The sequence below is a fragment of the Microbacterium sp. G2-16M genome, from assembly GCF_055809115.1.
In genome coordinates this window covers 3,342,381-3,360,109 of the sequence record NZ_CM147897.1, presented here as the reverse complement: position 1 = coordinate 3,360,109, position 17,729 = coordinate 3,342,381, and the positions used below count along the sequence as shown (strand labels likewise).

The following is a 17,729-nucleotide window of genomic DNA, read 5'->3' as shown; positions in this document are numbered from 1 at the left end:
ATGGTCTCGACCGATTGATTCGAATCAGGTGTGGGGGCGGGATGCCGACGGGATGTGCGCGCACAGGATCCGGTAGTGCTCGTCCAGCCGGGCGGCAAGTGCGGGGTCGGGCTCGACGACCGTGCGCACTCCGGAGAATCGCCTCGCCACGGCATCCAGCCCCTCGGCCCCCGGCCGGGAGGCTTCCAGGGCGGCCGCGGCGATGGCGGCCGCACCGCGCGCGCTGCCGGCGCCCGACACCGCGACCACCTCGCGGCCCAGTGCCGAGGCGCGGATCCGGTTCCACACCGCGCTCGCTGATGCGCCGCCGGCGACGTGATGACGCCGCAGCCGCACGCCGAGCCCACCCAGCCGGTCCAGTCCGAGCCGCTCGACGAGGGCGACGCCCTCGTACACCGCGCGGAAGCGCTCGACCGCGGTCGCGGCGTCGCGGGCACGCCCGGCACGATCGACGCAGAACCCAGGGAACGCCGGGTCGGCGACCGGGAACCGCTCCCCCGGCCGGGCCAGCGGGTAGGCGATGATGCCGGACACACCGTGCGCCTCGATCGCGGCCGCGGCGTCGGCGGGGTCGAGCCCGGCGGTGAGCCCGTGGCGGAGCACGCCGGCGCCCGTGTTGGATGCTCCCCCGGGCCAGAACGTGCCGTCCGGCGCACCGTGCGAGTACACGCCGGATGCCGACTCGACCACGTCGTGCGGTGAGACCGCCTTGAGCACCAGGGTGGTGCCCAGCACGCCGACCGTGTCGCCCACCGCGACCGCGCCGGTGGCGATCTGGCCGGTGGACCCGTCGGTCATCCCGGCGACGATGGCGACCCCGCCCGGCAGCCCCAGGCGGTCGGGGGCGGCGACCTCGCCGATCACCGTGCCGGGCCGGACCAGCTCGGGCATCCGCTCGCGCGGCAGGCCGAGCAGCTCGAGGGCGGCCTCGTCCCAGCGCGCCGTGACCGGGTCGACGCCGCTCTTGAGCGCGTGCGACGTGTCCGAGGGCAGCAGCCGCCCGGCCAGGGCGGCGGCGACGATGTCGGGGGTGAACAGGTACCGCTCGGCCGGGGCGACGGCGTGCATCCAGGCCGCACGGGCGAGCGCCCCCATCGGCCGTCGGGTCCATCCCGCCGCGGCGAGCCGCCGCAGCCCGTCCGCGCCGCGCGGGTCGTCGTAGAGCACGGCATCGCCGACCGGGCGGCCGGCGACGTCCGCGGGCACGACGGTGCCCGAGGTGCCGGTGATCGAGAGCGCGCGCACCTGGGAGGCCCGCGCGCCCAGGTCGGCGGCGACCGCGGTGATCAGCGCCCGGGCCAGCGTCGCATGCTCCGCGGGCTGCACGCGCTCGCCGCCCGGACCGACCTCGCGCACCGGCAGGGCGGCGCGACGTTCGGCGACGGCCTGGCCCGACTCCACGTCGACGGCCTGCACCCGGACCTCGGCGGTGGCCAGGTCGATGCCGAGCACGATGCTCATCTGATCCCCCGCGTCATCCGCGCGCCGCCATCAGCTCGAACAGCCGGGGCGCGAGGCCGTCCAGGCCGCGCACGGCCAGGTCGGGCTCGGCGAGCTGCTGCGGGGTGGGATCGTCGGGCGCCTCGCCGCGCAGCACCCACACGGTGGCCAGGCCCAGCGCCTGGGCCGGTCGCACATCTGTGTCCAGCCGGTTGCCGATGTGCACCGCCTCGCCGGGGTCGGCGCCGGCCTGTGCGAGCGCCCAGCGGAACAGCTCGGGCGACGGCTTCTCGTGGCCGACGATCGCCGAGACCGCCCAGACATCCACGAACGGCGCGACGCCGTCCCGCTCCAGCGCCCGGACCACGCCCTCCTCCTGGTTCGCGAGGACGCCCACCGTCACGCGTCCGCGCAGCGTCTGCAGGAACGGGATCACGTCGGGGTACAGCGTCCCCTCCGGATGCACCCAGTGCTCCCGGGTGCGGGCGTGCAGCTCGTCGCGGCGCGCGGTCGAGCCGAGGAACCGCTCGGCGAGCGCGGCCCGCAGCGACATCCCCTGCGCGGCCCGGCTGCGATCGTAGAGCATGCGGAACGCGGTGCGGTCCGTCGGCGGCATCCCGTCGGCGGCGCGCAGCTCGTCGAGGGCGACCAGCACTGCGGCGACGAAGTTCTCGTCGTCGTAGATCGGCCCGCCCACGTCGCAGAAGACCGCCTTCAGCCGTGCCATCAGCCCATCCCCGCCAGGTTCCTGCGGCGCTCGACCATGTCGGTGCGCTCGAAGTAGTGGGCGACGGTGTCTTCGCCCAGCCCCTGCACGCCCCCGATCGAGAGCGCATCCAGTCGCACCCGCGCGCCCTTCACCGTCATCAGCGTGATGGCCTCCGCCGCCGCCGCGGTGCCGGCAACGGCGACCATCCCGTGGTTGCCGAGCAGGATCGCCGACGGCAGCTCGCCGTGCGCGTCGGCGTACGCACGCAGCCGCTGGAGGAAGAGCCGGCCGAGGTCTATGCCGGGCGCCGCATAGGGGACGAACAGCGGCACGCCGATCACCACCGCCTCGTCCGAGTAGACCCATTCGTCGAACGCGCCGGCGGCGTGCACGCTGGCGAGCAGCCCGACCACGTGGGTGGGATGCGTGTGCGCGACGAAGGCGGTCGGCGCGACCGACTGCACCGCCGCGTGCACGAGCGTCTCGATGGATCCGCGCCGGCGCACGCCGTCGTGCTCGCCGGCGTCCAGAAGCGCCGTGAGGTCCTCCTGGGTGCGGGAGCGGTCCTCCATCATCGCGACCAGCGGCTCGACCTCGGTGACCACGAAGTCGTCGGCCGTCGCTTCGGCCATATACGACCCGGACGTCTTCACGACGATCCGGCCGTCGGCCAGCCGCTGGGAGGTGTTGCCCTCGGCGAGGATCACGAGATCCTTCGCCGGGTCGCCCAGCCGCGTCGTGAGGGTGACGAGTTCGTCGCTGACGAGTGCGGGCTGCCAGGTGGTGGCCATCTGTTCGTTCCTTCGGTGGGTCGGGGTCCGCGTCGGCGTGCGGCGTCCGCGGGGCGCTCAGCGCCGGGTCGGTGGTGCCGTGGATGCGCGCACGACGAGCTCGGGGGCCAGCAGGAGGTTCCGGTGCGCGTGTGCGTCGGACCGGTCGATCTCGTCCAGCAGCATGCGCACGGCGTGCTTGCCGAGGTCGGCGCGCGGCTGGCGCACCGTGGTCAGCGGCACCGAGACGGCCGCCGCCCAGGCGAGGTCGTCGAACCCGACGACCGAGACGTCGTCGGGGACGCGGATGTCGTGGCGGGCGAACTCGAGCAGGATGCCCACCGCGATCAGGTCGTTGGCGCACATGACGGCGGTGGGCAGCGCGCTGCGCGGGCGGGCGGCGAGCACGGCGCCCACCCGGCGTCCGTCCTCGATCGCCCAGGCATCGGTCGCCAGCCGTTCCGGGATCGCGCCGGCGACCCCGACGGCGGCCGCGAACCCCTGGAAGCGCAGATCGGTCTGCCTCGTGGCATCGAAGCTGCCGGCGAAGGCGAGGGTGCGATGGCCGAGCGAGACGAGATGCTCTCCGGCCACGCGGCCGCCGGCGACGTCGTCGGTCTTCACCCAGCAGCGGGTGGAGGACGGCGAGACCCGGTCGACATACACCAGCGGGATGCCGCGCCCGTCGAGCCGCCCGAGCTTCTCGTCCTCCTCGTGCACGGGGGTGATCATGATGCCGTGCACCCGCTGCTGCACGAGAAGATCGAGATTGTGCTGCTCGCGCGCGGCGTCCTCGCCGTTGTGGATGATCACCACGCCCACCCCGAGCGCCTTCGCCTCGGACTCGGCGCCCAGGGCGATGTCGACGAAGAACGGGTTGGCGAGGTCGGCCAGCGCGAGCCCGAGGGTGCGCTGACGGCCGGTGCGGAACCGGCGCGCCCGCGGAGTGGGCGTGAATCCGACATCCGCGATGACCTGGAGGACGCGTTCGCGCGTCTCGGCCGCGACGTAGCCGGGCCGGTTCAGCACGTTGCTCACGGTCCCCGCAGAGACTCCGGCGCGTGCTGCGACGTCGCGGATGGTCACCATGGCCTGCACCCTCCTCGGGACAAGTGAAGCACCGAGACGGCCGGGGCCCGCCACGCAGCGCGTCGCGGGCCCCGGCTGTCTGCGGATCAGAAGGAGAAGTCTCCGACGTTGTCCTTGTTGAACACGAACATCGGGCCGAGGACGATCTCGCCGTCCTTGCCGACCGTGTACTCACCGAGCTTGCCGGCCTTGAACTTGTCGCCTTCGGCGCCGGTGATTTCGCCCTTCACGAGCGCGTCGGCGGCATAGGCGGCGAGGTAGCCGAGATCCTCGGGGTTCCACAGTCCGAACTGCTCGACGATGCCGCTGGTGACGTACTCCGCCATCTCGCTGGGCAGACCCAGGCCGGTCACCCACACCTTGCCCTGGAACTCCTTGGTGTCGGCGAGGTAGTGCGCGGCCTCCTTCACCGCGACCGTGTCCGGCGCGATGATCGCCTTCAGGTCGGGGATCGACTGCATCAGGCCCTGGGCCTCCTGGTAGGACTTCTGGTCCTGGTCATCGCCGTACGCCACCTTGGCGACGGTGATGTTCGGGTGGTCCTTCTTCAGCAGCGCCTTGATCGCATCGACCCACGCGTTCAGGTTGGCGGCGTTGGCCCCGCCGGAGAGGATGGCGATGGTGCCGCCCGCCTCACCGAGGTGATCGGCGGTCAGCTTGACCAGGCCCTCGGCGATGCCGTCGACGGTCGCCTGGTTGACGAACACGTCGCGGCAGTCGGTGTCGGTGTCGTACGCGACGATCTTCACGCCCTGGCTCTGCGCCTGGGACAGGTCGTTGCAGACGGCGGCCGGGTCGTTCGCCGCGATGGCGATGGCCTTCTGCCCGGTCTGGATGGCGGTCTGGATGAACGGCACCTGGTCGGCCGAACCGGTCGCCGTCGGGCCCTCCTCCTTGAAGCCGAGGCCGAGCTCCTTGGCGCCGGCGGCCGCCCCCTTGTCGGAGGCCTCGAAGTACTTGTTGCCCAGGCTCTTCGGGATGAAGGTGACGCTGGCGTCACCGCCCTTCGAGCCGTCGTCGGAGCCGGTGCCCCCGCCGGAGCCGGCGGCGCAGCCGGCCAGCAGCATGCCGGATGCTGCGACCGCGGCGACCGCGAAGGCGATCTTGCGGGAGAACCCGCGGGATGTGAACCTCATTGTTTTTCCTTCCCTTGCGGAACGTGATTCAGGGTGTACTCGTGATGGATGGGTCATGCGCCTGCCGCAGGGTCCACGGAGGCCTTCGACCGTCGACGGCGCGAGATGAAGCCCGCGATGCTCGCCACGACGACGGAGAAGATGAGGGCGACACCGGTGACGATGCTGATGGTGTCGGAGCCGATTCCGGCCAGCTGCAGGGTCTTGTTCAGCGCCGCGATGAGGACGCCGCCGGCGAGGGCGCCGAACAGGGTGCCCTTGCCGCCCCAGATCGAGACGCCGCCGAGCACGATGGCGGTGACCACCTGCAGTTCGAAGCCGAGGCCGTTCGTGCCGATCGCGTTGCTGTACTGCAGCGTGAAGTAGACGCCGGTCGCGCCGGCGACGGTGCCGCTGAGCACGAACAGGATGAAGCGCGTGCGGTTGACCGGAACGCCCGAGAACGCCGCGTTCTCGGGGCTCTGGCCGATCGCGAAGACGCCGCGGCCGAACGGGGTGAAGTGCAGCAGCGCCCCGAACACGATGGCGAGCACGATGATCGCGATCGTGACCGCCGGGAACGGCAGGCCGAACAGCGGCGCGGTGAGGAAGCGCGGGACCTCGGCGGGGAAGGCGGTGATCGACGTGGTGCCCAGCAGCCCGACGGCCAAGCCCCGGAACAGGGCCAGCGTGCCGATGGTCACCGCGAGGCTGGGCAGGCCGACGACGGTGACCAGCAGGCCGTTGACCGCCCCGACGACGGCGCCGGCGACCACGCCGATCACGGCGGCCAGGGCGAGCGGGACCCCCGCCGCGAAGGTGAGCCCGAACAGCGCGCTGGAGAATCCCAGCACCGAGCCCACCGAGAGGTCGATGTCGCCGGTGACGATGACCAGCGTCGACGGCAGCAGCATCAGCAGGATCGGCGCGGTGTTCAGGATCATCGTCTGGTACGTGTACGGCTGCGCGAAGAAGGGGACGGTGAGCGTGCCGATCAGCAGCACGAGCACGATCGCCAGCACGATCACCGATTCCGGCCGCAGCAGGGCGCGGCGCCAGAGCGGCCGGCCATGGCGGACGTAGCGGGAGCCGTCGGGGACGGCTGTCAGCGTCGCTGCGGTCATTTCTGGCTCCCGCCTCTTCGAGCCCGCCTCATGCGGTTGATGAACAGAATGCGATCGAGCATGATCGCGCCGACGATGAACAGACCGACCAGCGCCTGCTGCCACAGGCTCGGGACTCCGAGCACGGGCAGCGCGTTGGAGATCGTGGCCAGGAAGAACGCTCCCAGGGCGACTCCCCAGATGGTGCCGGAGCCGCCGACGATGGCCACCCCGCCGACCACGGCCGCCGCGACCGCCTGCAGCTCGTACCCGGTTCCGACCTGCGCGTCGCCGGTCGCGAAGATCGCGAGGTAGACCAGACCGGCCAGGCCCGCCAGCGCACCGCTGGCCATGAACGCACCCAGGGTGAGGCGCCGCTCGCTGAGCCCGAACAGGGTCGCCGCCTCGGGGTTGGATCCCAGCGCGTACAGATCGCGGCCGGAGCGGCGACTGGTCATGAACCAGCCGACCACCAGCACCACGACCAGCACGACCAGCAGCAGCACCGGGATCGAGAAGAGCGACATGGTTCCCAGTCGACGGAACTCCGGCGGCAGCCAGCTGGAGCGGATGAAGTGCGGTCCGATCCACAGGATCGCGATGCCGCGGTAGGCGTACAGCGTGCCCAGCGTGATCACCAGCGCCGGCACCTTCAGGAATGCCACCAGCACGCCGTTGATCAGACCGAGGAAGGCGCCCAGCGCCACGCCGATCAGCACCACGAGCGCGATGGGGATGCCGGGCACATTCGCGAACAGCCAGCCGGACAGGTAGGTGGAAAGGCACAGCACCGACCCGACCGACAGGTCGATGTTCCGCGTGATGATCACGATCCCCTGGCCGATGGCGACCAGGATCAGGATGGTGGGCTGACGCAGCAGCTCTCGCCAGCCGCCGGCGGAGAAGACGAAGCTGGGCTGGATGCTGACGGTCACGGCGATCAGGACGAGGATGAGGACGACAAGTCCTGCTTCACGCGCCCGCAGCACCTTCGGGAACCAGGACCGTCGCGCCTCGAACGGCGGAACGGTGTGGGTGACGCTCATGCGGCTTCCTCCGTCGCGTGAGTGGCGGCGTACATGACGTTCTCGGGCGTGGCCTTCTCACGCGGCAGCTCGGCGGTGATCCGGCCCTCGCGCACGACGAGCACGCGGTCGGCCATTCCCAGCACCTCGGGCAGCTCGGACGAGATCATCAGGACGGCCACGCCGGTGCCGGCGAGTTCGGAGAGCAGTCGATGCACCTCGGCCTTCGTGCCCACGTCGATCCCGCGGGTCGGCTCGTCCACGATGAGGATCTTCGGCTGCGTGGCCAGCCACTTGCCGAGCACCACCTTCTGCTGGTTGCCGCCGGAGAGCATGGATGCCTCGGTGTCCAGCGCGTGCGTCTTCACCTGCAGCCGCGACGCCCACATGCGGGCGCTGGGCTCTTCCAGCGAAGACGTGATGAAGCCCAGCTTGGCCAGGCTCTCCCGGATGGCCAGCGTGATGTTGGACTGCACCCCGGCCGACATCGCCAGACCCTGCTTGCGGCGGTCCTCCGGCACGAAGCCCATGCCCAGTCGCATCGCGGCCATCGGGTTCTTCGCCGGAACGGTGCGCCCGTCGATCGTGACGGTTCCGGACTCGTAGCGATCGACGCCGAAGACGGCACGGGCGATCTCGCTGCGGCCGGCGCCGACCAGGCCGGCGAAGCAGACGATCTCGCCGGAGTGGACGGTGAAGCTGACGTCCTCGAAGATGCCGGGGCTGGAGAGGTTCTCCACCTGGAGCACGGCGGCGCCGACGGTGGTCTCCTCCTTCGGGAACAGGTTCTCCACGCTGCGGCCGACCATCTGCCGGATGATCGCGTCCTCGGTGACGTCCTGGACCGGGTTCGTGGCGATGTAGCTGCCGTCACGCATCACGGTGATGGTGTCGCACAGCGCGAACACCTCGTCGAAGCGGTGCGAGATGAAGATGAGGCCGCGGCCCTCGTCGCGCAGCTGGCGGGCGATGCCCATCAGCCGGTCGACCTCGATGCCGGACAGGGCCGCGGTGGGTTCGTCCATGATGATGACCTTCGCGCCGATCGAGATGGACTTGGCGATCTCGACGACCTGCTGGTCGGCGATCGACAGTCCGCGCGCCTCGCGATCGGGATCGATCGGCACGCCGAGTCGACGGGTGAGCTCGGAGGTCTCACGGCGCATCTTCGCGCGGTCGATGCCGCCGAACCGGGTGTAGGGCTGACGGCCGACGAAGATGTTCTCGGCGACGCTGAGGTCGGGGAACAGCGTGGGCTCCTGGTAGATCACCGCGATGCCCGCCTCCTTCGCCTCCCTCGTGCTGCGGAAGTCCACGCTCTCCCCCTCGAGCAGGAACTCCCCGTCGTCCCGCCGGTACAGGCCGCCGATGATCTTGACCAGGGTCGATTTGCCGGCCCCGTTCTCGCCGACGAGGGCGTGGATGGAGCCCGGTGCCAGCGTCAGGTCGGCGCTGATCAGGGCCCGGACGGCGCCGAACGACTTGCGCACCCCGGTGAGCTGCATCAAAGGCGTCTCGGTCATGCGGTCACCTCGATCTCGATGGAATAGGAGCGGCTCTCGCCCGGCTGCAGCTCGGGCAGGCGGCCGTGGGCGCGGGCGGCGGCCCGCCCCTGGATCTCTGCCGTGTTGGCCGGCTCCAGCCCGAGCACGAAGTGCTTGGTGGCGGTGAGCTTCCACTGGAAGACGGCCGGAAGCGTGGCCGAGCTGCGCAGCGAGAGCGTGAGCCCGCGGGCCGGATTGACCACGCGGGCGAGGTGCGGCCCGTCGCCCGTCTCGTGGATGTACAGCTGCTCGCGGAAGCCGGCGGTGGGCGCACCGATGCAGGTGCGCTCGTCGAAGCCGGCTTCGGCATCCGCATCCCGCGCGTGCACCGATCGTGCGGGGATCTCGACCGTGGTGCCGGCGTCGATCAGCGGCCAGCCGAGGTTCACGTGGTAGAGGATCATGTGCGGGCTGGGGTCCTCGCCGTCGTTGGTCACGGTGTCGTCGATGCGCAGCGAGGAGGAGCCGACCACCGAGGTGATCCGGCGCTCCAGCAGCAGGTTCTCCTGGAACACAGCCGTCTGCCGCACCTGACCGGCGACCGTCACCAGCTCGGGTGTGGCCGAGATCTCGCCGATCCGCGCGGGGATGCTGCCGATACGGCCGTGCATCCCCACCACACCGGCCTCGTCGTCGGCCGGCGGGCCGAAGCTGTCGAGTCCGCAGGTGGTGACCAGACCGCCGCCGAACGTGCGCAGCCAGCCGCGGCCCTCCGGCTCGTAGGCGTCGGGCCGGGTGATCCCGGTCGAGGAGAGCCAGGCCAGCGGCATCCCGCGGAACGTCGCCGCGCCGATGTCCAGACCGCGATCCGGGTGGACGTCGAACTCGAGGCCGCCGCCGTTGACCACGCGCAGCCGCCGCGCTCCACGGGCCGGCCCGTCGTCTTCGACGAAGCGGTCGACCCGGGCGACCTGGTCCAGAGAGCCGATGCGGGGCAGCGCCTCGGCGGCCGGCGTTGCGAAGATATCAGCCAACGGGACCGAGCTCCTGGTTGTCCGGCCCGAAGTGCTTGAGCATGACCAGGTCGTCCGTGCTGCTGCGGTTCGTGATCGTGACCCCGGCTCGGGCGGCGCGCTCCGAGACGAAGAACTCGTCCTGGCTGAGCTGCCCGAAGCGGATCAGCGTGGCGGCCTGGGCGTCATGCGCGCCGAACGCGCCGGCGCCCTGCACGACGATGGCGCCGTAGGCGTCCTGATCGGCGATCGTGACGGTCTGACCGGGACGCACCGTCAGCTCGGTGGCGCTGAAGGCGGACGAGCGGTAGACGATCCAGTTCTCCGCATAGGCCGCGCCGCCGTCGGCGGCGGAGGCGGCGGTCGGGCGAGGGCGCATGAAGCGGTTCTCCACGAATGCGGGATCGACGTTGCGCTCCCAGTCCAGCAGATCGAGGATGAAGTCGTAGTCGCCGTGGTGCTCGTGCGGGACGTCCTTCCAGAGCAGCTCCTCCGGCACCTCGCGATTGTTGCTCCACGACTCGCACATGCAGAACACGTCGCTGGCGGACTGCGGCTCGTAGGTGCAGATGCTGGCGGGGGCGTGCAGCACGCCGGAGGGGATGTCCCACCCCGTGCCGAGCTGGGTGCGGTAGCCGAGCGCGTAGTCGGTGATGCGGTTGTCGCCGCCGGAGGCGAACCGGGCCAGACGCTCCTTCAGCTGGTCGCGGGTGGTCCCGGGCTGCAGGCCGAGGAACGAGATCGCCTGGTCGCCGGTGTAGTTGTTCATGTGGGGCGAGTAGTAGTACGCCTCGGGCTTGCCGACCTTGTCCACCAGCGCGGCCTTCTCGTCGCTGTGGTGCACGTGGAACGGCAGCGGCTGCAGATTGTCGTAGAACTTCGAGTACATGGTCCACCCGCCGAAGCGGTCCTGCAGCCGCGAACCGATCAGCTCGGCCCGGTGGTGCGCGACGAACTCGTCGAACGGCAGCAGGCCGCCGTCCGGGTCGACGACCAGGCTCAGCCCCTCCCACGGTCCGGTGAGCGGGCCGTTGTCGGCACGCACCGTCGACGCCAGCCAGCGCTCGTCGATGCCGCCGCGGGTCTGCGCGAACGGGAAGTAGTCGTCCGGGTGCAGGCGGATGCGACGGCCGGGGGTGCAGAACGCCCGCGGCACCCAGGCCGGCGCCAGCCGGACGATGCCGTCGCCGGCGTCCAGAGCACGGTCGAAGCCGCTCGCGGTGGAGCGGACGTTGTCGTATGCCTCGGCCATCGTGTGACGCCCTTCTGCGGTCGGTGCGTCGACGAGCCCCGCGGCGACGCTGCTGTTCAGGAGTGGTTCAATGAACCACGACGGGAATCTAACACCCACCCGACCGTGTGTCAATGATTTGGCAAGACACACGTTCGATCCCTGTTTTTTCGAGCCTTCTCAAGGATTGATGTGCGGTGTGGCTTGGAGATAACATAAATGTCACAGCGGAAGGGACATCGATGGCGATCACCAGCAGCACGGAGTCCGAGGAACGGCGCGCCCAGCTTCTCGCGATGCTCGAGCGCGACAACATCATCCGGCTGGCCGAGGCCGCCACCTCGCTGGGGGTCTCGGCGATGACCATCCGGCGCGATCTGGCCGATCTCGAGTCCGAGGGTCTGCTGCGCCGAGTGCGAGGCGGTGCGATCTCGGTGATCGGGCCCCGCCCGTATCGCGAGCGGCAGTCGGTGAACTCCCGCGCGAAGGATGTCATCGCCGAGAAGGCTCTCGCCCTCGTGCCGCGGTTCGGCTCGGTCGCCTTCGACGCATCGACGACGGTGGGCACCCTGGCCGCGCGGATCGGCCCGCGCTCCGGCCTGGTCGCGAGCACGAACTGCTATCCCACCTACGCCGCATTGAAGGGCACTCCCGGCGTCACGCCCATCCTGATCGGGGGCGAGACCGAGGAATCGACCGACACCTTCGTCGGACCGCTGGCGGTGCAGGCCGCGGAGTCGCTGCGCTACATCCGGTTCTTCTCCTCGGCCAGCGCGGTCGATGCCGGCTTCGGGACCACCGAGGTCTCGCTCGCCGAAGCGCAGATGAAGCGCGCGTTCGCCCGGGTCTCGAAGGATGTCGTGCTCTGCCTGGACTCGTCCAAGCTGATGCAGTCCGCGACGGCATCCGGGCTCGAGCTCAGCCGGGTCTCGGTGCTGATCACCGAACTCGCCCCCGGCGACCCGCGCCTGGACGAGTTCCGGGATCAGGTCGAGGTGCGCTGATCGTCACGCTTGTCGACGACGTCATTTCTTGTTACATTGCACACCAGAACGAACGTTTCCTAACAATGTCGGCAGCGGAGCCGGCCCTCCATCAGATTGAAGCCATGCGCACCACGTCAGCAGAACTCATCGGGCGATCCCACCGTCTGGGCAGCGATCCGAAGAACACCAACTACGCCGGCGGCAACACCTCGGCCAAGGGCACCGAGATCGATCCGGTCACCGGCGAGCCGGTCGAGCTGCTCTGGGTGAAGGGATCCGGTGGCGACCTGGGCACGCTGAAGGAGAGCGGGCTCGCCGTGCTGCGCCTGGACCGGTTCCGCGCGCTCCAGGCCGTGTACCCGGGCGTGGAGCGCGAGGACGAGATGGTCGCCGCGTTCGACTACTGCGTGCACGGCAAGGGCACGGTGGCCCCCTCGATCGACACCCCGATGCACGGCCTGGTCGACGCCCCCCACGTCGACCATCTGCATCCGGACTCGGGCATCGCGATCGCCACCGCCGCCGACGGCGAACAGCTGACGGCCGCGATCTTCGGCGACAAGGTGGTGTGGGTCCCGTGGCGCCGCCCCGGATTCCAGCTCGGCCTGGACATCGCGGCCATCCGGCGCGCGCACCCCGACGCCGTCGGGTGCATCCTGGGCGGTCACGGCATCACCGCGTGGGGGCAGACCAGCCAGGAGTGCGAACGCAATTCGCTGTGGATCATCGACACCGCTGCGGCCTACATCGCCGCGCACGGCGTCGCCGAGTCGTTCGGCGCGGTCGTGGCGGGATGGGAACCGCTGCCGGACGCCGAGCGCCGCGCCAAGGCGGCGGCGCTGGCCCCCGTCATCCGCCGGATCGCGTCGCAGGACAGCGTGATGGTCGGCCACTTCGACGACTCCGCGCCGGTGCTCGACTTCCTCTCCCGCGAGAAGCTGCTGCCGCTGGCCGACCTCGGCACCAGCTGCCCGGATCACTTCCTGCGCACGAAGATCAAGCCGATGGTGCTCGACCTGCCCGCCGATGCGTCGGTCGAGGAGTCGATCGCACGCCTCACCGAGCGCCACGAGGCGTACCGCGCCGACTACCGGGCGTACTACGACGCGCACGCGACCGCCGACAGCCCGGCCATCCGCGGCGCAGACCCGCTCATCGTCCTCGTCCCGGGCGTGGGCATGTTCAGCTACGGCGCTGACAAGCAGACCGCCCGCGTCGCCGGCGAGTTCTATCGCAACGCGATCAACGTGATGCACGGCGCCGAGGCGGTGTCCCGCTACACCCCCATCTCGGATGCCGAGAAGTTCCGCATCGAGTACTGGGCGCTCGAAGAGGCCAAGCTGCAGCGCAGACCGGCGCCCAAATCGCACCAGGGGCGCATCGCGCTGGTCACCGGCGCCGCATCCGGGATCGGCAAGGCCATCGCCACCAGGCTCGCCGCCGAAGGCGCCTGCGTGGTGATCGCCGACCTCGATCCGGGCAAGGCCGAGGCCGCGGCCGCCGAGATCGGCGGCCCGGACGTGGCCGTCGGCGTGGCCGTGAACGTGGCGGATGCCGCAGCCGTCCAGGCCGCGGTGGACGCGGCCGTGCTCGCCTTCGGCGGCGTCGACCTCGTCGTGAACAACGCCGGCCTGTCCATCGCCGCCTCGCTGATCGACACCACCGAGGCGGACTGGGATCTGCTCCACGATGTGATGTCGAAGGGCTCGTTCCTGGTGTCGCAGGCCGCGGCCAAGGTGCTCATCGCACAGGGACTGGGCGGCGACATCGTCTACATCTCATCGAAGAACTCGGTCTTCGCCGGTCCGAAGAACATCGCGTATTCGGCCGCCAAGGCCGACCAGGCGCATCAGGTGCGCCTGCTGGCCGCCGAGCTCGGCGAGTTCGGCATCAAGGTCAACGGCATAAATCCCGACGGCGTCGTACGCGGCTCGGGCATCTTCTCCTCGGGCTGGGGCGCCGACCGCGCCAAGACCTACGGGGTGAAGGAGGAGGACCTCGGCCAGTTCTACGCCGACCGCACCCTGCTCAAGCGCGAGGTCGTGCCCGAGAGCGTCGCCGATGCCGTCTTCGTGCTGACCGGCCCCGAGCTCAGCCGCACCACCGGCGTGCACATCCCCGTCGACTCCGGCGTCGCCGCCGCGTTCCTCCGGTAGCGGCCATGCGCAGCGGATCGGTCGCCGCGATCGACCTCGGGGCCACGAGCGGACGTGTCGTGGTCGGCCGGGTCGCCGACGCAGCGGTGCGCCTGCAGATCGTGCAGCGCTTCGAGAACAATCCGGTGCGCCACTGGGAGGGCACGACCGAGGCGCTGCACTGGAACCTGCTGGAGCAGTACCGGTCGATCCGGATCGGCCTGCGCGCCGCGCTGCGGCAGGAGGGCGAGCTGCACAGCATCGCCGTGGACTCGTGGGGCGTCGACTACGGGCTCCTGCGCGACGGGGCGCTCCTGGGCAACCCGTACCACTACCGCGACGAGCGCACCGCACGCGGCATGCGCGCGACCCACGAGCTGATCTCCCCCGAGGCGCTGTACGCGGTCAGCGGGCTGCAGGTGATCCCGATCAACTCGCTCTACCAGCTCGCCGATGACCGGCTCGCCGGACGCCTGGCCGCCGGAGACCGCGCCCTGCTGATCCCCGACCTGATCACCTACTGGCTGACCGGGCGGCTCGTCGCCGAGCGCACGAACGCATCGACCACCGGCCTGCTCGACGTGCGCACGCGCGAGTGGGCGACCGACCTGCTGGAGCGCCTGTCGCTTCCCCGCGACCTCTTCCCCGAGCTCGTCGAGGCCGGCACGCCGGTCGGCGCGCTGCTGCCGGGCCTGGCCGAAGAGATCGGTGCGCAGATCCCGGTGCACACCGTCGGCTCGCACGATACCGCATCGGCCGTCGTCGGCCTCCCGGCCGTCGGGGACGACTTCGCCTATGTCTCCTGCGGCACCTGGGCGCTGGTCGGGGTCGAGACCGAGCATCCCGTGCTGACCGACGCCGGGCGGCGGGAGAACTTCACGAACGAGGGCGGCGTGGACGGGCGCACCCGCTATCTGAAGAACATCATGGGGCTGTGGCTGCAGTCCGAGAGCATCCGCACCTGGGAGCATGCCGGCCGGCAGATCGACCTGACGGCGCTGCTGGCAGAAGCGGCGGCGCTGCCCGGCGGCGCGCACTTCGATGCGAACGACCCCCGGCTGCTGGCCCCCGGCGACATGCCGGCGCGGATCGCACAGTGCTGTGCGGAGGCCGGTCAGCCCGTGCCGCAGACGCCGGCGCAGTTCGTGCGTGCGATCAACGAGTCCCTCGCGGACGCGTTCGCCGCCGCGGTGCACGCGGCCGCCGCGCTGTCCGGCAAGGAGGTGCGGGTGGTCCACATCGCCGGCGGCGGATCGCAGAACGCGCTGCTGTGCCAGCTCGCCGCCGACCGGCTCGGCCTGCCGGTGATCGCGGGGCCGGTGGAGGCCACCGCGATGGGCAACGTGCTGGTGCAGGCGCGGGCGACCGGGCTGCTGTCCGGCAGTCTGGACTCCCTGCGCGCGATCGTCGCCGCGAGCGCGCCCACCCGACGCTTCGAGCCGCGCACGCACTGACCGATCGGCTCCGTGTGGACGGCCGCGGCTCTGACAGCGCGAGCCCGGGCATTCTCCGCGAGACCCAGGCCGAACTCCTCGGTCCGGCCGAGCATCCCCGGTTTCGGCGAGCGGCCCGGGCGAGCCCGCTATTCCTTCGCCACCAGCGTGAGCACGTCGTAGGACGCGACGAGGTCGTCGTTCTGGTTGCGGATGACCGCGTCCCAGCGCACCTCGCCGTAGTCGTCCGTCTCGCGCGGCGTGAGCTGCTTCGCCGTGAGCACGACCCGGATGCTGTCACCCGGTGAGACCGGGGTGACGAAGCGCAGGTCCTCCAGACCGTAGTTGGCCAGCACCGGCCCCGGCGCGGGGTCGACGAACAGTCCGGCCGCGAACGAGACGAGCAGGTACCCGTGCGCCACCCGGCCGGGGAAGAACGGGTTCGCGGCGGCCGCCTCTTCGTCCATGTGGGCGTAGAACGTGTCGCCGGTGAAGTGTGCGAACGTCTCGATGTCCTCCAGCGTCACCTCGCGCGAGGCCGAGGCGAGCTGGTCGCCGACCCGCAGCCGGGCCAGCGGCTTGCGGAACGGATGCTCGTCGTCCGCGCGCACGTCCGCACCGGGATGCCACACCCCGGTCAGCGCGGTCAGCATCTGCGGCGAGCCCTGCACGGCGGTGCGCTGCATGAAGTGCAGCACCGCGCGGATGCCGCCCAGCTCCTCCCCGCCGCCGGCGCGGCCCGGGCCGCCGTGCACGAGGTGCGGCACGGGCGACCCGTGCCCGGTCGAGGTGCGGGCATCGATCGAGTCCAGGAACAGCACCCGTCCGTTGTGTGCGCCGATGCCGGTCATCAGCGCGGTCGCGACCGCCGGCTCGTCGGTGGCCACACTGGTCACCAGCGATCCGCCGCCGCGGTTGGCGAGTTCGATCGCCTGCGCCACCGTCTCATAGCCGATCAGGGACGAGACCGGTCCGAACGCCTCGACCTCGTGCGCGACATCCGGCGCGTCCGGCCCGAACCCGATCAGGATCGGCTCGACGAACGCGCCGTCCGGCGCCGCGCCCACCGTGCCGTCGCCGCGGACGACCTCGGGCGCCGACCGCGACCCGATGAGCATCTCTCCGCCGGCACTCACCAGTTGATCCACCCGGCGGATCAACTGGTGAGCCTGCGCGACCGACACCAGCGGGCCCATGGTCACGCCCTCCGCGCGCGGGTCGCCGATCACGACCTTCGCCAGCTTCGTCCGCAGCGCGTCCACGACCGCATCCCGCAGCCCGACGGGGACGATCGCGCGCCGGATCGCGGTGCACTTCTGCCCCGTCTTGGCGGTCAGCTCCACCATCAGCTGCCGCACGAACGCATCGAACACGGCAGTGCCCGGGGTCGCATCCGGCCCCAGCACCGATGCGTTGATCGAGTCGGTCTCGCTGGTGAACCGCACGCCGTCGGGGGTCTGCGCACGCAGGCCGGCCGCCGTCGACGCCGAGCCGGTGAACGCGACGGCGTCGCCGAGCGTCAGCAGGTCGAACAGGCCCGGCAGCGCACCGCAGACCAGCTGCAGCGCGCCGGCGGGCACGAGACCCGAATCCAGCAGCATCCGCACCCATGCCTCGGTGATGTACGCGGTCGGGGTGGCGGGCTTGATGATCGTGGGCATGCCGGCCAGGAACGCGGGGGCGAGCTTCTCCAGCGGCCCCCACATCGGGAAGTTGAAGGCGTTGATCTGCACCACCGCGCCCGGCAGCCGGGTGTAGACGTGCCGCCCCAGGAACGAGCCGTCCTTGGCGAGCGTCTCGGCCGGGCCGTCCAGGTACACCTGGGCGTTGGGCAGCTCGCGGCGTCCCTTGGACGCGTAGGTGAACAGCACCCCGATGCCGCCGTCGACGTCGACCATCGCATCCCGCGCCGTGCACCCGGCGCGGGCGGACAGCTCGTACAGCTCGGCCTTGCGCTCGTTCAGCACGGTGGCGAACTGCTTGAGCAGCAGCGCGCGCTGGTGGAAGGTCAGCGCGCCCAGGCTGTCCCGCCCGCTCTGCCGCGCGTACGCGAGCGCGCCGGCCAGGTCGGCGCCGCGCGCGCTGACCCGGCAGATCTCGGCGCCGGTGGACGCGTCGCGCACGAGCACCGCGTCGGTGCCGTCGCCGGGCGTCCACCAGTCGCCCTGCAGGTGGCTGGGCAGGATCTCGGTCATC

General features: G+C 71.0%; 14 protein-coding genes. 3 read left to right on the top strand and 11 right to left on the bottom strand.

The features are described 5' to 3' along the window. Positions 1–24 precede the first annotated feature (24 nt). From AC0L6F_RS15835 to AC0L6F_RS15790, 10 genes are all read right to left on the bottom strand, one after another. Positions 25–1,461: an FGGY family carbohydrate kinase gene (locus tag AC0L6F_RS15835; protein ID WP_473538617.1), complete on the bottom strand. Its 1,437-nt coding sequence runs from the start codon at positions 1,459–1,461 to the stop codon at positions 25–27. Positions 1,462–1,474: 13 nt separating this feature from the next. Continuing rightward, the gene (locus AC0L6F_RS15830) at positions 1,475–2,167 is read right to left on the bottom strand and encodes an HAD family hydrolase (protein ID WP_473538616.1); all 693 of its coding nucleotides are present in this window, start codon (positions 2,165–2,167) and stop codon (positions 1,475–1,477) included. Then, complete coding sequence (locus AC0L6F_RS15825) at positions 2,167–2,940, bottom strand: class II aldolase/adducin family protein (RefSeq protein ID WP_473538615.1); 774 nt, start codon at positions 2,938–2,940, stop codon at positions 2,167–2,169. The genes AC0L6F_RS15830 and AC0L6F_RS15825 overlap by 1 nt, the downstream gene beginning before the upstream one ends. Positions 2,941–2,997: 57 nt before the next feature. After that, the gene (locus AC0L6F_RS15820; RefSeq protein WP_473538614.1) at positions 2,998–4,008 is read right to left on the bottom strand and encodes a LacI family DNA-binding transcriptional regulator; all 1,011 of its coding nucleotides are present in this window, start codon (positions 4,006–4,008) and stop codon (positions 2,998–3,000) included. An 86-nt stretch (positions 4,009–4,094) separates the two neighbouring features. Next, entirely contained in the window at positions 4,095–5,144 is a 1,050-nt protein-coding gene (locus AC0L6F_RS15815; protein WP_473538613.1) for a rhamnose ABC transporter substrate-binding protein, read from the bottom strand. Positions 5,145–5,197: 53 nt separating this feature from the next. Further along, positions 5,198–6,247, bottom strand: coding sequence for an ABC transporter permease (locus tag AC0L6F_RS15810; protein ID WP_473538612.1), 1,050 nt, complete (start codon positions 6,245–6,247; stop codon positions 5,198–5,200). Next, positions 6,244–7,272 carry an ABC transporter permease gene (locus tag AC0L6F_RS15805; protein WP_473538611.1) on the bottom strand — a complete coding sequence of 343 codons (1,029 nt, stop codon included), beginning with the start codon at positions 7,270–7,272 and terminating at the stop codon, positions 6,244–6,246. The genes AC0L6F_RS15810 and AC0L6F_RS15805 overlap by 4 nt, the downstream gene beginning before the upstream one ends. Continuing rightward, a complete protein-coding gene (locus tag AC0L6F_RS15800) occupies positions 7,269–8,774 on the bottom strand; it encodes a sugar ABC transporter ATP-binding protein (RefSeq protein ID WP_473538610.1) in 1,506 nt (501 codons plus the stop codon). Before AC0L6F_RS15800 ends, AC0L6F_RS15805 begins: the two co-directional genes overlap by 4 nt. Next, positions 8,771–9,769: an aldose 1-epimerase family protein gene (locus AC0L6F_RS15795; RefSeq protein WP_473538609.1), complete on the bottom strand. Its 999-nt coding sequence runs from the start codon at positions 9,767–9,769 to the stop codon at positions 8,771–8,773. The genes AC0L6F_RS15800 and AC0L6F_RS15795 overlap by 4 nt, the downstream gene beginning before the upstream one ends. After that, complete coding sequence (locus AC0L6F_RS15790; RefSeq protein ID WP_473538608.1) at positions 9,762–11,000, bottom strand: hypothetical protein; 1,239 nt, start codon at positions 10,998–11,000, stop codon at positions 9,762–9,764. The genes AC0L6F_RS15795 and AC0L6F_RS15790 overlap by 8 nt, the downstream gene beginning before the upstream one ends. A gap of 221 nt (positions 11,001–11,221) precedes the next feature. On the opposite strand from AC0L6F_RS15790, the gene AC0L6F_RS15785 reads away from it, so the two are divergent. From AC0L6F_RS15785 to AC0L6F_RS15775, 3 genes are all read left to right on the top strand, one after another. Continuing rightward, a complete protein-coding gene (locus AC0L6F_RS15785) occupies positions 11,222–11,983 on the top strand; it encodes a DeoR/GlpR family DNA-binding transcription regulator (RefSeq protein WP_473538607.1) in 762 nt (253 codons plus the stop codon). 104 nt (positions 11,984–12,087) lie between these two features. After that, complete coding sequence (locus tag AC0L6F_RS15780) at positions 12,088–14,121, top strand: bifunctional aldolase/short-chain dehydrogenase (RefSeq protein WP_473538606.1); 2,034 nt, start codon at positions 12,088–12,090, stop codon at positions 14,119–14,121. 5 nt (positions 14,122–14,126) lie between these two features. Next, on the top strand, positions 14,127–15,554 hold the full coding sequence (locus tag AC0L6F_RS15775; RefSeq protein ID WP_473538605.1) for a rhamnulokinase: 1,428 nt from the start codon (positions 14,127–14,129) through the stop codon (positions 15,552–15,554). A gap of 128 nt (positions 15,555–15,682) precedes the next feature. Here the strand turns inward: AC0L6F_RS15775 and paaZ are convergent, their stop codons facing one another. Then, the gene (gene paaZ, locus AC0L6F_RS15770; protein WP_473538604.1) at positions 15,683–17,728 is read right to left on the bottom strand and encodes a phenylacetic acid degradation bifunctional protein PaaZ; all 2,046 of its coding nucleotides are present in this window, start codon (positions 17,726–17,728) and stop codon (positions 15,683–15,685) included. Between the last annotated feature and the right edge of the window lies 1 nt (position 17,729).